The 20,832-nt window shown below is 42.2% G+C and carries 19 protein-coding genes; 3 read left to right on the plus strand and 16 right to left on the minus strand.

Features of this window, described 5'->3' with window-relative positions; all coding sequences use genetic code 11:
- Window positions 1–123 precede the first annotated feature (123 nt).
- The 3 genes from T359_RS18950 to T359_RS0101495 all read left to right on the plus strand — a co-directional run bounded on the left by T359_RS18950 (window position 124) and on the right by T359_RS0101495 (window position 5,456).
- Window positions 124–1,323 carry a ribose-phosphate pyrophosphokinase gene (locus T359_RS18950; protein WP_035783446.1) on the plus strand — a complete coding sequence of 400 codons (1,200 nt, stop codon included), beginning with the start codon at window positions 124–126 and terminating at the stop codon, window positions 1,321–1,323.
- Window positions 1,324–1,539: 216 nt separating this feature from the next.
- Window positions 1,540–3,375, plus strand: coding sequence for a peptide ABC transporter substrate-binding protein (locus T359_RS0101490; protein ID WP_026515936.1), 1,836 nt, complete (start codon window positions 1,540–1,542; stop codon window positions 3,373–3,375).
- Between the two features lie 14 nt (window positions 3,376–3,389).
- Window positions 3,390–5,456, plus strand: a complete 2,067-nt coding sequence (locus tag T359_RS0101495) for a methyl-accepting chemotaxis protein (RefSeq protein WP_026515937.1) — start codon at window positions 3,390–3,392, stop codon at window positions 5,454–5,456.
- 69 nt (window positions 5,457–5,525) lie between these two features.
- Here the strand turns inward: T359_RS0101495 and T359_RS0101500 are convergent, their stop codons facing one another.
- From T359_RS0101500 to T359_RS0101575, 16 genes are all read right to left on the minus strand, one after another.
- Window positions 5,526–6,671 (minus strand): InlB B-repeat-containing protein, encoded by a 1,146-nt coding sequence (locus T359_RS0101500; protein ID WP_035783447.1) that lies wholly within the window; start codon window positions 6,669–6,671, stop codon window positions 5,526–5,528.
- A gap of 120 nt (window positions 6,672–6,791) precedes the next feature.
- Window positions 6,792–9,278 (minus strand): sensor histidine kinase, encoded by a 2,487-nt coding sequence (locus tag T359_RS0101505; RefSeq protein WP_026515939.1) that lies wholly within the window; start codon window positions 9,276–9,278, stop codon window positions 6,792–6,794.
- Window positions 9,278–9,973 carry a response regulator transcription factor gene (locus T359_RS0101510; protein WP_026515940.1) on the minus strand — a complete coding sequence of 232 codons (696 nt, stop codon included), beginning with the start codon at window positions 9,971–9,973 and terminating at the stop codon, window positions 9,278–9,280. Before T359_RS0101510 ends, T359_RS0101505 begins: the two co-directional genes overlap by 1 nt.
- 27 nt (window positions 9,974–10,000) lie before the next feature.
- On the minus strand, window positions 10,001–10,870 hold the full coding sequence (pgeF, locus tag T359_RS0101515; protein ID WP_026515941.1) for a peptidoglycan editing factor PgeF: 870 nt from the start codon (window positions 10,868–10,870) through the stop codon (window positions 10,001–10,003).
- A gap of 18 nt (window positions 10,871–10,888) precedes the next feature.
- Entirely contained in the window at window positions 10,889–11,254 is a 366-nt protein-coding gene (locus T359_RS0101520) for a YraN family protein (protein WP_026515942.1), read from the minus strand.
- Window positions 11,255–11,279: 25 nt separating this feature from the next.
- Complete coding sequence (locus T359_RS0101525) at window positions 11,280–11,585, minus strand: EscU/YscU/HrcU family type III secretion system export apparatus switch protein (protein ID WP_026515943.1); 306 nt, start codon at window positions 11,583–11,585, stop codon at window positions 11,280–11,282.
- 1 nt (window position 11,586) lies between these two features.
- The gene (fliK, locus tag T359_RS0101530; protein WP_026515944.1) at window positions 11,587–13,314 is read right to left on the minus strand and encodes a flagellar hook-length control protein FliK; all 1,728 of its coding nucleotides are present in this window, start codon (window positions 13,312–13,314) and stop codon (window positions 11,587–11,589) included.
- On the minus strand, window positions 13,311–14,072 hold the full coding sequence (locus T359_RS0101535) for a ribonuclease HII (protein ID WP_026515945.1): 762 nt from the start codon (window positions 14,070–14,072) through the stop codon (window positions 13,311–13,313). Before T359_RS0101535 ends, fliK begins: the two co-directional genes overlap by 4 nt.
- Window positions 14,069–14,605 (minus strand): signal peptidase I, encoded by a 537-nt coding sequence (lepB, locus tag T359_RS0101540; protein ID WP_026515946.1) that lies wholly within the window; start codon window positions 14,603–14,605, stop codon window positions 14,069–14,071. The genes T359_RS0101535 and lepB (T359_RS0101540) overlap by 4 nt, the downstream gene beginning before the upstream one ends.
- 34 nt (window positions 14,606–14,639) lie before the next feature.
- Entirely contained in the window at window positions 14,640–15,512 is an 873-nt protein-coding gene (gene ylqF / locus T359_RS0101545) for a ribosome biogenesis GTPase YlqF (RefSeq protein WP_026515947.1), read from the minus strand.
- Window positions 15,513–15,540: 28 nt separating this feature from the next.
- Entirely contained in the window at window positions 15,541–16,137 is a 597-nt protein-coding gene (lepB, locus tag T359_RS0101550) for a signal peptidase I (protein ID WP_026515948.1), read from the minus strand.
- 72 nt (window positions 16,138–16,209) lie between these two features.
- A complete protein-coding gene (rplS, locus tag T359_RS0101555; RefSeq protein ID WP_026515949.1) occupies window positions 16,210–16,560 on the minus strand; it encodes a 50S ribosomal protein L19 in 351 nt (116 codons plus the stop codon).
- 137 nt (window positions 16,561–16,697) lie between these two features.
- A complete protein-coding gene (locus T359_RS0101560; protein WP_026515950.1) occupies window positions 16,698–17,120 on the minus strand; it encodes a cytidine deaminase in 423 nt (140 codons plus the stop codon).
- Between the two features lie 4 nt (window positions 17,121–17,124).
- Window positions 17,125–18,066 (minus strand): ABC transporter permease, encoded by a 942-nt coding sequence (locus T359_RS0101565; protein WP_026515951.1) that lies wholly within the window; start codon window positions 18,064–18,066, stop codon window positions 17,125–17,127.
- Window positions 18,063–19,229 carry an ABC transporter permease gene (locus T359_RS0101570; protein WP_051544852.1) on the minus strand — a complete coding sequence of 389 codons (1,167 nt, stop codon included), beginning with the start codon at window positions 19,227–19,229 and terminating at the stop codon, window positions 18,063–18,065. Before T359_RS0101570 ends, T359_RS0101565 begins: the two co-directional genes overlap by 4 nt.
- Window positions 19,229–20,773 (minus strand): ABC transporter ATP-binding protein, encoded by a 1,545-nt coding sequence (locus tag T359_RS0101575; RefSeq protein WP_026515953.1) that lies wholly within the window; start codon window positions 20,771–20,773, stop codon window positions 19,229–19,231. Before T359_RS0101575 ends, T359_RS0101570 begins: the two co-directional genes overlap by 1 nt.
- Between the last annotated feature and the right edge of the window lie 59 nt (window positions 20,774–20,832).

Raw genomic sequence — 20,832 nt, forward strand, 5'->3', positions numbered from 1 at the left:
AAAGCACCCCAATTAACTCCGCTATTTCTACCATTATACATGAAATTTCTTGACGTGTCAGTAGCTGTAATGATAAAACAGTATATGGTAAACTATGAAATTTCCAAAATGAAGGGGACAATTATGCCGGATTTTCACTCTCTTGAGGGCACTATTCCTGTAGCGCCGCTCAATCTTATTGTAATGGAATCAGCCAAAGAGCTTGGAGAAAGCGTCAATAATTATATTTCCCAGTTCAGACATGAATTATATAAAATGCCCGAAAACGATCCTGCTTTTCACGGATACGTAAAGGACAATTACATGATCAGCTATAATCTTGACCGTTTCGGAAGCGGTGAAGCCAAGGCTACCATCAAGGAATCTGTTCGTGGTAATGACGTTTATATTCTCACAGACGTTTGTAACTACTCTATTACCTACAAGATGTACAACTACGTTAATCACAAGTCTCCCGATGACCATTATCAGGATCTTAAGCGTGTTATCGGAGCTATCACAGGTAAGGCCAAGAGAATCAACGTTATCATGCCCTTCCTTTACGAAGGAAGACAGCACAAGAGAAACGGCATGGAGTCTCTTGATGCAGCTCAGATGTTTAAAGAGCTTCATGACATGGGCATTTCCAATTTCATCACCTTTGATGCCCACGATCCACGTATTTCCAATGCCAAGCCCCTGGGAGGATTCGACAACTTCCTGGCTTCTTATCAGTTTATGAAGGCTCTTTTATCACATATTGATGACCTCATTGTAGATAAGGACCATCTGACAGTAATCTCTCCTGACGAGGGAGCCCTTGACAGAGCCGTATATTTTGCCAACGTTATCGGCGCTGATACAGGTATGTTCTACAAGAGACGCGACTATGCACACGTTGTTAACGGAACCAACCCTATCGTAGCTCATGAGTTCCTGGGTTCAGACATTTCAGGCCGCGATGTTATCATCATCGACGACATGATCTCCTCAGGATCTTCCATGATCGATACAGCCAAGCAGCTTAAGAACATGGGCGCCAAAAGAGTATTCATCTGCACCACCTTCGGTCTTTTCACCGACGGTATGAGCAAGTTCGATGAGGGCTATAAGAACAACTACTTCGATGCAGTTATCACAACCAACCTTACATACATGAATGATGATGTTAAGTCCAGAGAATACCTCTTCGTTGCAGATATGGGTAAATTCCTTGCAACCATCATCGACTTCCTGAATCACGATGCTTCAATGTCTACAGTTAACATGCCTACAGACAAGATCCACGAGATTGTAGGCAAATACAATTCAGGCTGCAAGACACCGGAAGAACTTTTCGACTGATTAAATAAGATTACAAAAATAAGCCAGGGCCAAAACCCTGGCTTCAGACTGAAGACAAAGTCCACGGCTTACGCCGTGGATTTTTCTATACAAAAACTGTTTATTCTAATATTTTTATAAATTGACTAAAGTTTTGCCAATAATATGCAGATATATATCTATATGGGCTTCTATACACAAAAATCTTTTTAGGATCATAATCCGGGAGGTATTAAAATGCGCAACAAACTCCTATCATGTGTTTTAGTTCTGGCTATGACACTGAGTCTTTTTACTGCATGTGGCAAACAGTCTGCTAATGACGGAAATGAGGTGGCTGACACAGATGCTTCGCAGGAAAATGCCGCAGACGATAGCGCCGGCACAGGTTCCGAAGCTACCTGGCCGACCACCCTGACCAATTCTGTACACAACAGCGCAGCCCCTGACTGGACTGAGTACAATCAGCTCATCTTTAACATTAAAAACACCACTGACTACAATGAACGTGAGGTAATGATGCACCGCGCAGAAGATATCCTCATGTCTACAGGTGCTGTGGTGCCGCTCTATTATTATAATGATCCTTATCTTCAGAAAACCTCCATTAATGGAATCTATTCATCTCTCTTTGGTACCAAATACTTTATGTATGCAACAGGCTGCGCAGACAACATTTTGAGGGTGAGCCTTTCATCAGATCCCACATACTTGGATCCCACCCTTAACTCCTCTGTAGATGGAGCATGTCTTGTGGCAAACACCTTTGCCGGACTCTACACCTATAATGCGGAAGGAGAATGCATCCCGGCTCTTGCGGATCCGGCAAACCCTTATGAAGTATCGGAGGACGGCTTATCCTATACCTTCCATTTGAGAAAAGATTTAAAGTGGTCCGATGGGTCACCTCTTACAGCATCGGATTTCGTATATTCATGGAACAGAGCAGTCTCATCATCTCTTAATGCAGACTATGCTTATATGTTCAGTAATTTCGCAGGCTATGATGATGGCAAAGTTAAGGCGAAGGCAATTGATGATAATACCCTCACCTTCCCCCTCACATCTCCCTGCGCATATATCCTTGACCTTATGGCCTTTCCTATATTCTTCCCGGTAAATCAGGCCTGTGTTGATGCTGCAGATCCTGATGGAGTTAATCCCGGGGCCTGGGCAGAAAATGTTGGCTTTGTAGCCAGCGGAGCCTTCACTTTGCAGGAATGGATTCCCGGCGACAAAATGGTATATGTCAAGAATCCATATTTCTACGATGCAGACAACGTATCGGTAGATCAGCTTGTCTTTTTCACGACAGCTGACGAAGAAGTGATATTCAGCGCTTACAAAAACGGAGAAATTGACTTTGCGGATTCAGTACCCACTGAAGCAATTCCGGGTTTTCTTTCCTCCAACGATCCTGAATTTGTTATAGCTCCAAGCCTTGGAACCTACTACTTTGCTTTTAATGTAAACAGCCATATGTTTGACGGTAAGTCCTCAGCTCAGGCTGCTGCCATGAGACGTGCCATGGGGCTTCTTATTGACAGATCTTATATCGTAAATAACATCGGACAGACAGGACAGGTCATTGCAACCTCTTTTATTCCTGAGGGAATGCTTGACGGTAATGGCGGTGTGTTCAAGACCAGTGATGATAAATATGCTTTCCCGGATGCATCTTCAACCGGTTATTATCCTGCAGAGAAGACAGATGCATCTGTCAATGAGGCAAAAGCGCTGCTGGAAGAGGCGGGATATTCCTTTGGTTCAGACGGAAAGCTCTCACCGGATACTCCTATTGCTTTTGATTTCCTGACCAATAACAGTCAGTCCCACATTCTTGTAGCAGAAGCAATTAAAAAGGACCTGGCAGAGGTAGGAATAGAGGTAACTGTAGTGCAGGAAGATTGGCCAACCTTCCTGCAGGACCGCAAGGACGGCAATTATGATGTGGCCCGCGAAGGCTGGCTTGCAGATTTTAATGATCCTATAAACATGCTTGAGATGTTCATTACAGAATCCGGAAACAATGATCCTCAGTTTGGCCGAGAGCCCTTTGATGAAGAAGAATAAGGAGGGAGCCATTTATGTTTAAGAAAACAAGTTTACTATCTAAGATGCTCCTTGGAATAATTCCTGCTGTTGCACTGGCACTTATTCTTGTAACAACAGTGAGCGTGAGCAGATCATCAGAGTCAATACAGACTCTGACAACGCAGAAGGCAGAAGAGTCAATTCTTGCAAATGTAAGTGATATAAATGCTACCCTCATGACCCTAAGGTCCACTGCAGTAACCCTGGCAAATACTGTGGGCGGAACCTACAGTTCCACCGATCTTGATGTGTACCAGGCTATTTTTAAAAAGGCTGTTTTATCAAATGATGTTATTTCAGGAGCCGGCATATGGTTCAAGCAGGGAGTATATGAGCACAGGACATATGCAGGTCCTTACTGGTACAGAGACGGAAATACCATCACTTATACTGATGAATACTCCAATGCAGAATATGATTATTTTTCACAGGAGTACTATACAGTAGCAGCAACCCTTCCCGAGGGACAGTGCAACATTACAAATCCCTATTATGACCCATCCAGCGGAAAAGTAATGGCAACCTGTTCAGCTCCTATTTATGATGTTGCCGGATATTACTCAGGCTGTATAACTGTTGATATATATCTGGATTCGATCCAGAACATGGTATCAGGCATCTCCCTGGGCAAAAACTCTGCTCCGATACTTCTTGATTCTGAGGGCGCATATCTCTATGATGCAGACGACGGTAAGATCTCACAGGCACTTAATATTGCCAATGATCCCAATGCTTCCCTTGCAGCTGCAAGTACTCAGGTGATGGCCAATTCATCAGGTGTGACCTCTTTCACTCAGGATGGTCAAAAGTATCTGTTATTCTACGGTACTGTTCCGGATGTTAACTGGAAGCTGGGCGTAACGCTCCTTGAAAGTGAGATGAATGAGAGTATAAATTCCATAAGGACATTCCTTCTTTTTATAGGCTTAGTGGCACTTATTATCTGCGTTGCCATCATAACTCTGCTGGCACTGTCCATTGTTAAGAATGTCAACAGCGTTAAGGCCTTTGCGGGAGAGCTTGCAAAGGGCGACTTTACTATTGATCAGATTAAAACCAGGAGTTCTGATGAACTTGGACAGATGTCCCTGTCCTTAAATAACATGTATGAGAGCAATAAATCTGTTATTACACAGGTTTCAGAGGAGTCCGGAAGAATCGATGAAGCTTCTACAAATCTTGGAAACATGGCTGAACAGCTCACCAATGATTTCCAGATGATCAGAAACAACATGACCGGCGTTAATGATGCCATGATGAGTGCATCCGCTGCGACGGAACAGGTTAATGCTTCAATCGAAGAAGTTAATGCTTCAGTACAGATGCTTTCCGGTCAGGCCGATGAAACCAGGACTCAGGCAGATGATATACAGCGCAAGGCTGCAGATATCGAAGAAAAATCAAGGAAGGCCAGTGAAAATGCTGCTCTCATTGCTTCTGAAAGAGAAAGAGATGTTGAGGAAGCCAATTCTCAGGCAGAAGTCGTTAAGGAAATCGGATCCCTTGCTGATTCCATTGCGGAGATTGCAGACCAGATCAATCTTTTGTCATTAAATGCTTCGATCGAGGCAGCAAGAGCCGGCGAACACGGCAAAGGCTTTGCGGTTGTTGCTTCCGAGATCAATAAGCTTGCGGGAGAAACTGCAGAGGCCGTAGGCCAGATTCAGGGCACAGTAGAAAATGTTCAGGCTGCATTTGAGAACCTTCTGAATGCCACCAATGAGCTTCTGAAATTCCTGAATGAGACGGTAAAGAGCGATTATGATAACTTTGTAAATATTGCGCAGGAGTATGGTAATGACGCCGCATCCTTTGGCCGCCAGTCAAGCTCCATCGCTGAAATGGTGGGTACAATACGTGGCGCAATGAATGAAGTAAGCAGTGCTATTCAGAATATTACAGAATCAACACAGGATACCGCATCAAGAAGCTCCGAGATCACAGATACTGTCAACACCGTATCCGGTGTGGTTGACAGCGTATCCGATATGTCTGTCAAACAGCAGGAGATTTCCAGAACTTTGTCGGATGTTGTCGGAAAGTTCAAGTTAAGAGCATAAAGTTCAGGTTAAGATCACAAAAGTTAACGGGGACGGTTTGAACCGTCCCCGTTTAAAATATACGTATATTTATAAATTTGTCTTAGTTACATGATAGAGTCTGATATAGCACTTACCTGAGAAATACTTGGCGTGATCTCCTGTATAGGAAACTCTCTGATTATTCTTCCAGACGATTCCCTTACCGTTTCTCTCATATCCATCGGTAATGGTGATTCCGTTTTTGTCATAGCCCATAAGTATCATGTAGTGGGTGATATTGTACTTCTTGGCACTAACGGGATCGTGGCACCAGATAATATCTCCGGGCTGTGCGTTATTGGCCTTAAGAAACTCATATATTTCGGTCTTTCCAAGCTTTTTCTTGGAATCAATGATCTTGTAGCTGTCGGGAGTGGAGTATCTGCCGATCCCCAGAGCATTTTCCCAAATCTGGTCCGTCAAAGCACAGCACTGGATGGATTTAACCACACCCTTGTACTTGTATGTAGGATTAAACTTACCTTTCAGTGACTTAACGTAGGAATTGATTGTCTTAACTGCCGAACTGTTCTGCCATTTGTAATATAAATAGGAATTCTGATTCTCATAGAAATACTCATCAACTGCCCAGGTAGCATAAAGTGTGACATCTTCTGTGATCTCGAAGCAATATCCACCTGAATATACGCAGGAAGAATCCCCTGTAAGGCTCCATCCCCAGAAAGAATATCCCTCTTTATAGGGCTCAATATAGGAAACCATCACGGTATCACCTTTTTTGTAATAGGTGTTATCTACAGGAAGGTCTGCCACACCATTTTCTTCACTTACATATCTGACGGTGAAATACTGATCCTTTTCGTTTTCAAGAGCATTCTCGGAAGTATCCTCAGAATCACTTGCTCCGTTATTTCCAAAGTCTTCAAAATCAGACTCTTCCTCTACATATGAGTCAGAATCCTCTTCACATTCTTCTTCAAAGAAGTCCTCATCAATATCTACATAAGGCTCCTCGTCATAGACCTCGTCAGCTTCCTCGTAATAGTCTTCTTCGTAATAATCTTCGTTATCGGAATTTTCTTCATCAAAGACTTCATCAGAAAGAGTTATCTCCTCTTCAGATAACAATTCTGAGTCATTTTCTATGGCATTAGCAAAAATGCCAAATGAATTAAAAACCAGAACAGCAGAAAGAATAACCCCCGCTCTTCGGAAGATGAATCCATTCATCATTTTTCCCTCCAATTACATAATAGGCTGCGAAATCCTTTTCTTCGCCGAAGCGCATCAATGCTTACATTAAATTATAAAATAATTTAGGTCCTTGGGTCAAATGAACAAATTATTAATAGATCATTCTTCCGGATCTGCATCTGCAGCGTCAAATTTGAGAAATACAGTAAAAAGATCCCCATCAATCCTGATATCGAACACACCTCCCTGGATCTCAGTCAGGCTTTTCGCAATAGAAAGGCCCAAACCGCTTCCTTCGGTGGTTCTTGACACATCTCCTCTGATAAACCTCTCTGTAAGCTCGGTTTCATCGAGGCTGAGTTCATTGGCGGAAATATTTTTTATTGAAAATACGACAAGTCTCTTTCCGGTCTCAGCATCATCCTGATATCCAATTCCCAGGAAAACCCTTGTTCCTGCCAAAGCATATTTACATACATTATTAATCAGATTTTCAATAACTCTCCACAAATGACGGGGATCAGCCATTATCTCCATCTGTGGTTCATGAGAATGAACAACCGGTTTAAGTCCATGCTTCTCGAATTTTTCGTAAAACTCCCCTACAGTCTGGTTCATGAGCTCAACAAAATTAATCTTTGAAAGAGTAATATTGATATTACCCGAAGAAATCTTGGACACTTCCACAAGGTCCTCTGTGAGCTGTTTCAGTTTATAGGACTTAACTTCAAGAACATCAAGGTACTCTTTTACCTTTTCATTCTCTATATCCTCTCTCTTCAAAAGATCAACATAATTGATAATAGATGTAAGTGGAGTCTTTATATCATGGGAAACATTGGTAATAAGATCAGCCTTGAGCTTCTCATCCTTCATGCTGGTATTAACCGCAAGGCTGATTCCTTCGCTGATGGAATTTACGGCTCTGGCCAGATTAATATTATCAGTATGAAACTCATGAATGTTTACCTTCGCCTTACTGTCCCCATTTTGAATATTCTCAATAACATGTATGATCCTGTCTCTGTCAAGGTTCTGTCTGTAGAGATAAATTCCTACAAGGATATCAAGAATTGCAGCGATGACAATACCGGATATTCCCAGATTTATCAAAAGGATATTCAAAACCACAAAAGTGAGATAAGGTACCCATGTTCTGATAATGATATTTCCGTTATCCGTGGTCTTAACAATTACATCTTTCATTGCCAGACCGATAAAGTTCATGAAACTGTCTTCCCACAGTCTGCCGGCTTTAGCCTTGGATGCCAGGGTATATACTATGAAAAGCAGCCCAATATCCATGACAAAAGCCATCCCTGCAGCCACAAAAGGGAAGAATGAGAGTTTTACAAGCTTTCCTATTCCATTGCCTGAAATATAGCTGTAAGCCAAAAGAGTAACTATGGGAATTGCTATTACCACTCCTCCCATAAGGATAATCCCTTCGGTAAAAAGGCTATGTTCTCCTTCAGTCTTATTCTCAGATGAAATATTCCTGAGATTAAAATACAGACAAAACAAGTACAGCACAGCTGCAATACCTATAAGTATAAGCATTTGCCTTTTATAGGGCATATATTTGGAAAATCCACGTTTTCCCTGAGCAATGCTATCTAAAACTGTATATTGGTTGGTATCAACAGCAATATAAACCTTGATCTGATCCGGGAAAGCATAACCATATTTTTTGATGATCTCTCTTAGAACATCCTCTTTTATCAGAGTGTTGGTCTCATAATCCAGCTCGTAAGGGCAATAGTAAATATATTTTCCATAACTCTCAAAAAGCCCCATGACATCCACACCTGCAGTCTCTGTCCTGAGGTTATCGATATTAGTAAAAATCTCATTCTTACCATTAACAGTTCTAATGATAAAATACCTGAGATTGCTGTTCTCATAGCTATAATATGATGACAGTTCCTCATATTCCTTATAATTCTTCTGAAGTTCCTTGGAAGCCTCTTCCACATAAGAACAAAGGAGGTTATACTCATCCCAACCCGCCACGAGATTTTCAATATTTTTCCCATTGGCAGTCTGATATCTCTGCAAAAGAACTGTATGGTCTCCGCCGGAATTATCAGTGTTTCCGGTAACAGAAAAGGCGACACTGTTATTTTCAATCTGGGAACTCAAGTAAGAATTCATGCCCCCGGAAGCCATGTTGTTTTTTAGGTGGGTATAAGTAGTGGAACTGCTGAGAAAAGCAGCACTTTCCTCCTGAGTAAAGCTTCTGGTCTCATAAGTAAAACCGGCCTGGGCCCACTTCAAAAGATCTGAAACCTTATAAACAGCAGTAAGATAATCACCGAAAAGAACTGAATTTCTATTCACGTAGGCAGTTACATCAAGCTTTTTCTCCCCGTCATACTCTCCCCTGGTCTCAAGCTGACTCTTCTGGGCAGCAAGCCTTATAACATCCGACAGATTATTACCAAGAATGTTATTAAAAAGATATGAATCCTCATAGCTGCGATTCTTGTCAGATTCGTAAAGGTTATAAGAATAGTCCCCTTTTACTCCGGATATAATAATGTCAGATCCGGTCAAAACAAGTATAAAAAGCACTGCTGTCACAGCTGCAAGAATATGTTGTATAAGTCGAATAGCTCTTATATTTCTAGTAAAAAAGTTCCCCATTAAATTAAGTCATCCTCTATCTTATATCCAACTCCCCAAACAACCTTCAGATATTTGGGATCCTTCGGGTTAATCTCAATCTTTTCTCTGATGTGCCTTATGTGAACAGCTATGGTATTGTCTCCTCGCCCTCCGACACAGTCCCAGATTGCTTCATAGATCTGTTCAATAGAAAAGACCTTGCCTTTGTTTTTTATAAGAAATGCAAGTATATTGTACTCGATAGGGGTAAGCCTTATCATCTCGCCAAAGACTGTAACTTCTTTGGAATTATCATCAACCATCAACCCGCCTGAGGTATAAACATTGGGCCTTGTCTTATAATTTCCAAGATCTATATATCTTCTTAGATTGGACTTGACTCTGGCCACAAGTTCCAACGGATTAAAAGGCTTACAGATATAGTCGTCAGCTCCGACATTAAGTCCCAAAATCTTATCTGCATCCTCGGATTTGGCAGAAAGAAAAATAACAGGAATCTTACTGAACTGTCTTAACTCTTTTACAAGTCTTATGCCATCCATTCTTGGCATCATAACATCAACGATAGCCAGATGTACCTTGATGCCCTTAAGAACTTCAAGCGCTTCTATGCCGTCATAGGCCCTGATGGTTCTGTATCCCTCCTGTTCCAGATAAATCTCGATAGCATCCACTATCTCTTTGTCATCATCCACAACCAATATATTTTCCATTACAATTTCTACACTCCCTAATAACTTTTAATCTCGTTTTATAGATAAAAACGCGCAGAGATTTCCCCTCTTTTCCCCATGAACTCTGTGCGAGAACAGAAGCTCCGGATTACATTTGGTACAAATATCGGTAACCAGAATGTTTTCTTCTTTTACACCGGCTTTTAGCAGGCTAAGCCTGATGGCATTCCACAAGAAAAGCCTGTACTTATTATTCGGATAAGGCACTAGGATTCCGTTATCCCGCAGTTCCTTTTCTGTGTAAGCTGTGGCAAATTCCTGCGCAACATCCTCCCCTATTTCATAGCAGTCTCCGCATATGGAAGGTCCAATGGCACAGATGCAGTCAGAAGCTGCAGTTCCATAGTTATCCCGCATCTTCTCCAATGTGACAGCAGCAATATTCCCCCTTGTTCCCTTCCAGCCTGAATGAGAAAGGCCAATTGCCCTGTTTACAGGATCAACAAAGTAAATGGGCGGACAATCAGCATGAAACGTGCCAAGAATGATTCCGGGAACATTGGTCACGAGGCCGTCAATATCCGTATAATCCCTGGCAATTGCCGGGCCTTTTCCCCTGTCCTTTTCTGTAACCACCATCACATTGGTGGTATGGGTCTGAAAAGTCAGGACAAAATCATCCAATATCCTGCCATGCCCCATAACATCGGCTATTCGTCTGTAATTCTCATCAACCGCTTCTTTTTCATCCCCTCTTGTATAACTGAGGTTCATCTCACTGTATGGCCCCTTACTTACTCCGCCAAGGCGGGTACTGAAAAGATGATCGACAAAATCAATCTCATTAAGTCGTGGAAATTGCAGATATGTCACGTCCCTGGTATTCTTAACCAGCATATTTCCTGAGCCTTCGCATCTTTTAATCTCAATATTCATCTTATTCTCCCAACAAACTCACTCAATATAATCAAAGGCATTTTTATGCCACTTTACTGTGACAGCCCCCTGTTCTCCGCTAATTGCTATAACATCATATCTAATGGGAATTTCATCGGATTTTAGAATGAAATAAAGAAAATGTCTAGATACTTTGGAAATCTGTCTCTGCTTTCGATAGTCAACTGCCATTTCAGGCTCGCCGCATCTGTTGTCCCTGCGATATTTGACCTCAATAAAACAAGTGTATCCGCCATCATTGGCCACCAGATCGATTTCTCCGCTTCTGGTTCGATAATTTCGTTTTACTATTCTGGCCCCCTGCTGCTTGATGTATTCAGCCGCAAGATTCTCGTACCAGGTTCCGGTATTTCTTTTATTCATAATTTTATTAACCAATCTATCATAATCATGTGTTTTTTCTGTGATCTTTTGCCTTAATCTTGTCCATTGCATCCACAAAAACAAGAATCTCAGCCACCACCTCATATAGCTCAGGAGGGATCATCTCCCCGATCTCCAGGCGTGAAAGAGTATCCGCCAGTTTGTCGTCCTCATGAACCGGAATATTGTTATCCCTGGCCTGTTCGATGATCTTTTCCGCAAGGGCTCCTTTACCTGATGCAATAACCTTAGGAGCTCCGTCTTCGTTGGGATCATAGCCAAGGGCGACAGCAGTTTTTACTTTTTCTTTTGAATTATTCTGATAAGCCATTCTATGCCCTCGCATCAAAAGAAGCTGTTGATAATACTGGTGTCTTCATTACATTCAGCATCTCATCAACAGCAGCATCCTCACCATCTATCTCATCCTGAAGGCTCATTTTGACAGTAAGAGAATAACCTCTTTTTTCAAGCCTGTCATTAAGGATGTAGATGTTATCGTTAATAAGATCCAGCGCTGATTCATCAGCAACATAAAAGTTGGTGGTTACCTTTGTATCTATCATTTTGACATATACATCAACGGGGCCGAGATTTTCCATATCGAGATGAAGAATGGCGCTTACTGAGCCGTCTTCACTCATTTTCTTGTTCTTATTTTTGTACACATAAAGATCTCCGTGTACATTCTGCCCTGTCATCTGAAGCGGCAGCTGAACATATTGGAACATCTGATTTATCTGGTTCATAAAGCCCAGATTGTTACTGAGGTTGTTAGCTGATTGAGAAAGCTTTGCCTCAGCGCCAAGGGTGTTATTCATGGTCTCCGCAAGGGCTTTGGCCTGATTTCCAAGCCTTTGATAGAGATTCTCAATATTTTCCTTCTTTTCCACATCCGTGGGCTTAAGAAGCCACTGGGATTCGATATTATCCTTAAGCATCTTGTTATAGGTATCATCTGAAAAGAGCTTTTTCCATGCTGCCGTCTCCACCGGACTTGAAAGATCGGCCTCTTCAAAAAGAGTGGATAATTCCTTCAAAAGAGCGCTCTGGTCCTTTAAGGTAATTCCCTCTTTAGCTGAATTCATAATATTGTTAATGGTCTTCTCAGAAACACCAAGATTCCTTAAAGTGTTGTCAAAGCCCTCAAGCTTATAGTTATATCTGACAGTCTGCTCATTTGAGGCATCCTTAACCAATGGAGACGAATCATCTTTTGCAAGAGTTTCCGTTGCAAGAGCGTCTCCGGCTTTAGGAGTCTGTCCCTGTATCTGCTCTGTTTCTCCATGAACCTGCCCTGTCTCACCCTGGACCTGACCTGCCTCGGCCTGTGTCTGAGATACTTCTCCGGGAATCTGTTCTGCCGCAGTCTCAACGCCTTCAGTAAACAGCTTTAATACATTTCCATACAGATTAACTGCGCCTTTATCATCACCGGCGGCAATCAGCTCATTAAAGGCCTCAGGGATCTCATCCATGATGTTCTGCATTTCACCAATTACCTGATGCTCATAATTCTTGTAACTGTTATACTGAGCCAGATTGTTATCGGTTATAGGTATATTAAGGCTTTTCATCTCTACCAGTATAGAAATTGATGCGTTGGGGTATGCTGACAGATTTTTGTTCATTTCAAGAAGGGAATTCTTGTCGATTGGAAGGGATGCTGACATCATCTCCTTTACCATCTGAACAGTGTCATTATTTATCTCGATTCCTGCAGCCATCAGAGCCTTCATGGTGCTCTGGTCCACAGATGTATTCTCATATAAAGGGGTTATGGAAACAGTGCCGTTTCCCTGTCCCCTTACCATAAAATTCAGGAACTGTCCCTCTCTAAGCCCCATTTCACTGGAAAGCTTAGCATTTATCATGTCGTCTCCGATATTTATCAGAGCAGTTTTACCATCTTCTCCCTCGGTAACGGACACAACCGTTCCCTGAATGGTAGATCCGTTCTTCAGAACCGGAGCATTTTGCTGCTGGCTCTGTTCAGGCTGTTCATTACCATTCACATAAATGGGAGCATTAGATTGTGTCACACCTGTAATATTGCTCATACAAAATTACCTATAAAGGATCTTCTGTGAATAGGACAGGGTCCGTATTTTTTCAGGGCAGCTATATGATCCGCACTGCCATAGCCCTTATTTGAATCAAAACCGTACTCGGGATATTGAGCGGCATATTCTTTCATAAGCCTGTCCCTAGTAACCTTGGCTACAATGCTGGCAGCGGCGATTGAAATGCTCTTGGCATCTCCCTTGATTATAGAAACCTGCTTATAGGCTTCCAACTGAGGAATATGCACAGCATCAATCAAAAGAGCATCCGGCTTTGGCGTAAGACTATTAACAGCCTTAGTCATGGCTTCATAGGTTGCCTGGAGAATATTTATCTCGTCGATTCTCTCAGCTTCATTGCTGCCAATTCCAACAGCTACAGCCTTCTCCATGATAACATCATAGAGCTCTTCTCTCTTTTTTTCGGTTAATTTCTTGGAATCATTTAGATATAAGATGTCGCAATCCTTAGGCAAGATAACAGCCGCTGAATAGACCGGTCCGGCAAGAGGGCCTCTGCCCACTTCATCAATACCGCACAACAGCCCCAACTCCCCATACTGTCTCTCGTATTCGCTCATCTTATAGATTCTGTCAATTTCTTTTAAAAGATTATCAAGGCGCTTTTTTGCGGTATCAACCATTTTGATAACGCCTGCCCTGCCATCATCAGAAAAACTCTCGATAAAACACTCTAACTTTTCTCTGCCTGAAGCAGCCTGTAAACATTCCTTTATTTCTGATATAGACTTCATTTTCTGATCGCTCCAAAGCTGTCGAAAGGATAAATTCTTATAAATGCTCGTCCTAAAATATCTGACTTCTTAATGCTTCCAACAGAGACATCTCTGCTGTCCATGCTGTGATTTCTGTTGTCTCCCATTACAAAAAACTCATCACTGGCCAAAGTAACCTCTTCAACGGCACGACCGGGATCCAGAATAACCTCAGCACCGTAATTCTCCTGAAGAAGCACATCATTTATATATATATTTCCTTCGTAATCAATTCTAACAGTCTCACCGGGAAGGCCTATTATTCTCTTGATAAAAAACTCGTCCTCACCATATCTGTAAGGGAAAATAATGACATCAAAGCGCTCAGGGGCTTTGAATCGGTAAGTGATCTTGTCCACCAGAAGCGAATCCTTATCATGAAGCGTAGGCTCCATAGATTGGCCGCTTACATCTGTTCTCTGCATAACAAATGTAATAAACAAAAAAGTTAGCAGAAAAACAATAGCGAAATATAAAACTGTGTTAAGAATTTCCTTAATAGCCTTACTCATATGTCACACCGCATTTCCGTGCAAAAGCACTGTATTATGGTCTTTCCAAAGAAATCCTGCCAAGTCTTCCGTTTCGAAAATCATCCAAAAGTAGCCCGGCTGCCCTGTCCATATCGGGCTCAGCTCCCTGTTTATAGCACTTTCTGTTGATTGCTATAGCAGAAAGCACAGCACTCAGAGGTGTCTGATACTCCATATCCATGAGTTCATCCACCTGCTCCTTAGTTATATTATACTTCTCATAAACAGCATTTGGATAGGACTCTTTAAGAATATTTATAAGCTCACAGGCAAGTTCAACACTGTCAAGGTTCTCATCATTCATAGATCCGATAAGAGCAAGGTGAAGTCCCACTGTCTGATCCTCAAATTTGGGCCAGAGAATACCGGGAGTATCAAGAAGCTGCATATTCTTACTAAGGGTGATCCACTGTTTTCCCTTGGTAACACCGGGCTTGTTACCGGTTTTTGCAGAAGCCTTTCCTGCAAGCTTATTGATAAAAGTTGACTTACCAACATTGGGAATTCCGGCAACCATGGCTCTGATAGGTCTGCCAACGATTCCTCTCTTCTTGTCTCTTTCTATCTTCTCGGCACAGGCAGATGTGATCATTTCCTTCACTTTTCCTGCCTCATTTCCTGTTTTGGAGTTCATCTCCATTACAAAAAGTCCCTGTGCCTGATAATACTCACGCCATTTCTTGGTTACCACAGGATCCGCCAGATCTGCCTTATTAAGAACTATTAGTCTGAACTTGTTTTTGCCAAGCTCGTCTATATCCGGATTTCTGCCTGCCGCAGGAATCCTGGCATCAGTAAGTTCAATTATGATATCTATCAGCTTGATGTTTTCCTGCATCATTCTGATAGCCTTAGTCATATGACCCGGATACCACTGATAATTCATCAATTCACCTCATATTTCAATAACTGAATCAGTCAAGAATAAAACCGGCGCCGCCCTGTTGATTCTTGACCTTAAACCATGCTTTGCCAACCATCATCCTTGTGGTAACCACTCCGATGTTGGCGCTTCTGGAATCTTCACTGCTGTTTCTGTTATCACCTAAAAGGAAATATTCTCCACTTCCAAGCTTCAGCTCAGAAGCAGCAATTCCTGCATCTTCCATTTTATCATAATCAATGTTGCCTGTTTTCGAAACAACTCCATTGATATAGAGATCACCGTCAATGATCTGCACCTTGTCACCGGGACAGCCCACAACCCTTTTCACATAATAATGTGAATTGGTATTGCCGTTAGGTAAAAATACTACAACATCGCCGTTCTTTGCGCCGAAAAGCTTAAAAATCAAGCGATCAACCAGTACTCCCTGTCCGTTATATATTGTAGGTTCCATGGAATCTCCAATGACCTTAACCTGCATTCCGAAGGCTGTAACTATAACAAATGCCAAAAACACAGCCATAACAGTAACAAGTATCCAGGAAAAAATCTCTCGTATCAGTTTGGGTGTTATTATTCTTTTCTTCTGATGAAATGTAAAAGTGTTTTTCTTTTTTCTGAACATAATATCCCCGAAATCCCCTATTATACGAGAAAGAGGCAATTACTATAAAGTAACTGCCTCTCAAATAACAAATTATCTGGTAACAAGCTCCTTAACCTTAGCCTTCTTACCTGTGAGTCCCTTAAGGTAGTTCAGCTTAGCTCTTCTTACCTTACCTCTTCTAACAACCTCAACCTTCTCAACGATAGGTGAGTGAAGGGGCCATGTCTTCTCAACGCCAACACCGTAAGACTCTTTTCTTACTGTGAATGTTGTACGGTTGCTTCCGCCCTGGATCTTCTTAACAGTTCCCTCGAAAATCTGTACTCTTTCACGGTTTCCTTCTTTGATCTTAGCGTGTACTCTTACAGTATCGCCAGTGTGAAACTCAGGTGCGTTAGCGTTCAGCTGCTCTTTCTCGAGCTCTTCGATAATTGTACTCATAATTCTTTCTCCTATTCCATGGACGTTCTTAATACATAGGTTCTGTAACAGAGGACCGTCTGATTGTCACAACGTACTATACTATACCATAAACCCATGGAATAAGTCAAGGCAAATATACTAATGATAATTTTTGATCAGCCCAAAAGATCCTTAGGGCCAAATCTGTAGGGCAAATTCTCTACCAGAGTCTCTGTTCTGTACTCATTCTCGGACTTGGCGGTAATAATGAGGAAATCGTCCTTGCAGAATTCACTCATAACCTGCCTGCACACGCCGCAGGGAGCACAATAATCAAGCTCAGTAGCCCCGTCAGGACCACCTACTATTGCGATAGCTTCAAATTCCTTAACACCCTCGCTGACAGCCTTGAAAAATGCAGTTCTCTCCGCACAGTTGGTTGGTGTAAAGGATGCATTTTCAATATTGCAGCCGGTATAAATTTTGCCGTTTTTAGCCAGGATTGCAGCTCCCACATTAAAATGGGAATAAGGAGTATAAGAAAAATTCCTCATCTCCAACGCCTTAGCTATCAATTCTCTGATCTTACTTTCTTCCATAAAATTACCTTGATCCCTTATCGTATGGAATACCCTCTGCCTTGGGAGCTCTTGAATTAGCTGATGTAAATGCAAGAACTACCAGTGAAATAATGTATGGCATCATGTTATATACAGATCCCGGAATATTAAGTGCAGCCAGGAAATCAAAGCCTGAATATACGTTGGAAAGGGCTCTGAAGAATCCGAAAAGCAAAGCTGCCAGTCCGATATTGATAGGCTTCCACTGTCCGAAGATCATAACCGCAAGAGCAAGGAAACCAAATCCTGCTACACCTACTTCGAACTTCCACTCACTAACGCCGGCTGTAATATAAACGATACCGCCTACGCCTGCCAGCATACCTGAAATAAGTACGCCTGCCCAGCGCATAGCATAAACATTGATACCTACTGAATCTGCAGCCTGAGGATGCTCACCGCAGGCCATAAGTCTTAAACCGAATTTGGTCTTGTAAAGTACTACATAAGCAGCGATAAGTGCTATAAGAGCAACCAGCATAAACCAGTTAAACTGGAAGCTTCCCATGTTGACTACAAGAGCCTTTTTGGTCTGAACGTACTGAACGTTGGATGAAACGTTATCAGGGTTCTCTGCAATGTTGATTGACTTAACAATAACAGTTGCAGCTGCTGCAGCAAGCATGTTAAGAGCTGTACCTACCAGTGTCTGATCAGCCTTAAGGTTGATACATGCCACAGCTAAAAGTGTGGAGTACAATACTCCGCAAAGGATTGAAGCTGCCAAAACAGCTAAAACAATCAAAAGTGCCGGTGTGCTGGGAGAAATATACTTAAGTGTAAGGGCTCCTCCCAAAGCGCCCATAACCATGATTCCTTCAAGTCCCAGGTTGATAACTCCGGAATGCTCGGAAAAGCATCCGCCGAGAGCAACAAGAATCAGAACTGAGGCAAATAAAAGTGTGTACTGAAGAAGCAGAATCATTCTTTCTTACCTCCTTCCTGATTATTTGCTGAAGAAATTGTCTTCTCTTTTGCCGTCTCCTTTGTCCTTCTGAGATAGCTGTTAAGATGAAGCTTAAAGAAAAGAACAAAACCGCAGAGATAAATAATAATTGCGGAAATAAAATCTGAAATCTGTGAAGGATAAATGTTCTTATCAAGGTAAGAACCGCCACTGGTGATATGCTGGATAAAGTAGGAAGCAAAAATTGTTCCGATAGGATCCAGTCCACCAAGGAATGTAGCCGCAATACCATTAAATCCCATGCCAGGAACTGAGGACTGTGTAACAGACCACTGCTCATAGCCTGAAAGGAAAAGGAATGCAGCACCAAGGCCTGCAAGACCACCACCTATAAACAGAGTGATGATAAGGTTCTTCTTCTCTTTCATTCCGCTGTATTTAGCGGCATCCTTAGCAATACCTGTAGCCTTGATCTCATAACCGAAAACAGTCTTGCTGAGAATGATCTTAAGAAGAATTGCAATAATGACAGAAAGCGGAATTGCAATTGTCACATATTTGTTATTGGTAAAGAACTTCTCCATTCCCAATGAAGGAAGAAGTGCACCTGAATTAACATTTGCTATCTGCACTGTATAAGGACTGGCAGTCTCTTTTACGCCGCTAAGTAGCATGTTAACTGAATAAAGACCGATCCAGTTAAGCATGATTCCCGAAATAACTTCGTTAACATTAAGGTATGACTTAAGCACACCTACGATAATACCAAAGATACCGCCTGCAAGAAGTGCTGCTATAAGGCATACAGGCCAAGGAAGCTTGAGCTGCAGAGCGCAGAAAAGTGCTGCTCCGGCACCTGCCACATACTGTCCTGCGGCACCGATATTAAACAGACCCGCCTGATAACAGAATTGGATTGAAAGAGCACACATAAGAAGAGGTGCTGCCTTAACCAGAGTATTACCAAGATACTTCATAGCCGCCTGTTTGGAGGGGTATGTAAAATAATTCTTCAAAATAGTGATGATCGCATTGGTTGCGCCTGCCGGATTGATAAGAAGAAGCGCTATATATCCCACTAAAAGTCCAATGACTATGCATAAAAGCGCAGCCAGAGTAGACTGAACCGCAGGCTTGGAAAGGATAGCACGGGATACGCTTGGTTTATTTGATTTTGCCATTATGCTCCAATCTCCTTTCTCTTAGCACCTGCCATGTAGAGACCAAGCTCTTCAGGGGTTGTTGTCTTAGGATCAAACTCTCCAACAAGCTCTCCTTCGTACATAACAAGGATTCTGTCAGAGATACTCATAACTTCTTCCAGCTCAAGAGATACCAGAAGGACCGCATGACCTGCATCTCTCTGGGCTATAAGCTGCTTATGGATATATTCGATAGCACCTACATCAAGACCTCTTGTAGGCTGCACAGCGATAAGAAGATCGGGATTCTTGTCAATTTCTCTGGCAATAATAGCCTTCTGTTGGTTACCACCGGACATAGAACGGGCAATTGTAGGAGCGCCCTGACCTGATCTGATGTCGTACTGATCTATAAGCTTATTGGCGTAATCATTTATCTCTTTTTTCTTCAAAAAGCCGGCCTTGGTGCTGAACTGAGGCTCAAAATATCTCTGAAGAACAAGGTTATAAGCCAGTGAATAGTCCATAACAAGACCATGCTTATGTCTGTCCTCAGGAATATGGCTCATTCCGTTGGTGGAACGCTCTCTGATGGATGCATGGGTTATATCCTTGCCGGAAAGAGTGATTTTTCCTGATGAGCAGTTCTCAAGTCCTGAAAGGCCGTAAACAAGCTCAGTCTGTCCATTGCCGTCAATTCCGGCAATACAAACAATCTCTCCTGCCCTTACATCAAAGGATACATTCTTAACAGCGTTATTATGATGAAGCTTGGAAGGTACTGTCATATTTTCAACATGAAGAATAACCTCACCGGGCTCCTTGTCTTCCTTGGTAGCGACAAGCTGAACATCACGTCCTACCATCATGCGGCTTAGCTCGTCCTGATTGGTATCGGCAATGTTAACTGTTCCGATATATTTACCTCTTCTGAGAACAGAACATCTGTCTGCAACTGCCATGATCTCAGCAAGCTTATGAGAAATAAAGAGGATAGATTTACCCTCCTTGGCAAGGTTGCGCATGATCTCCATAAGTTCATCGATCTCAGCAGGAGTAAGAACAGCTGTAGGCTCATCGAAGATAAGAATCTCGTTGTCTCTGTAAAGCATCTTAAGGATCTCAGTTCTCTGCTGCATACCAACAGTGATGTCCTCGATCTTGGCATCAGGATCAACCTTAAGACCATATTTATCAGAAAGCTCCATAACCTTTTTTCTGGCTACGTCCTTCTGTAAAAATCCATATTTAGTTGTCTCAACGCCCAGGATAATATTGTCCAGAACCGTGAAGCACTGAACCAGCTTGAAGTGCTGATGGACCATACCTATACCAAGGTCATTGGCATCATTGGGATTGTTGATTTTTACTTCCTTGCCATCCTTCTTGATGATACCTTCCTCTGCCTGGTAAAGGCCAAAAAGAACGCTCATAAGAGTAGACTTACCAGCTCCATTTTCCCCAAGCAGAGCATGAATCTCACCCTTTTTCAGCTGAATAGTAACGTTATCATTGGCAATAATGCCAGGGAAACGTTTGGTGATATTCAGCATTTCAATAGCATAATTATTGTTATCTGCCATTGACGTGACCCTCCATACTTTTTAGATTCCTCATTGAAATATGGATAAAACCTCCATAT

This window comes from Butyrivibrio sp. MC2021 (assembly GCF_000621605.1).
Classification (GTDB): Bacteria; Bacillota; Clostridia; order Lachnospirales; family Lachnospiraceae; genus Butyrivibrio.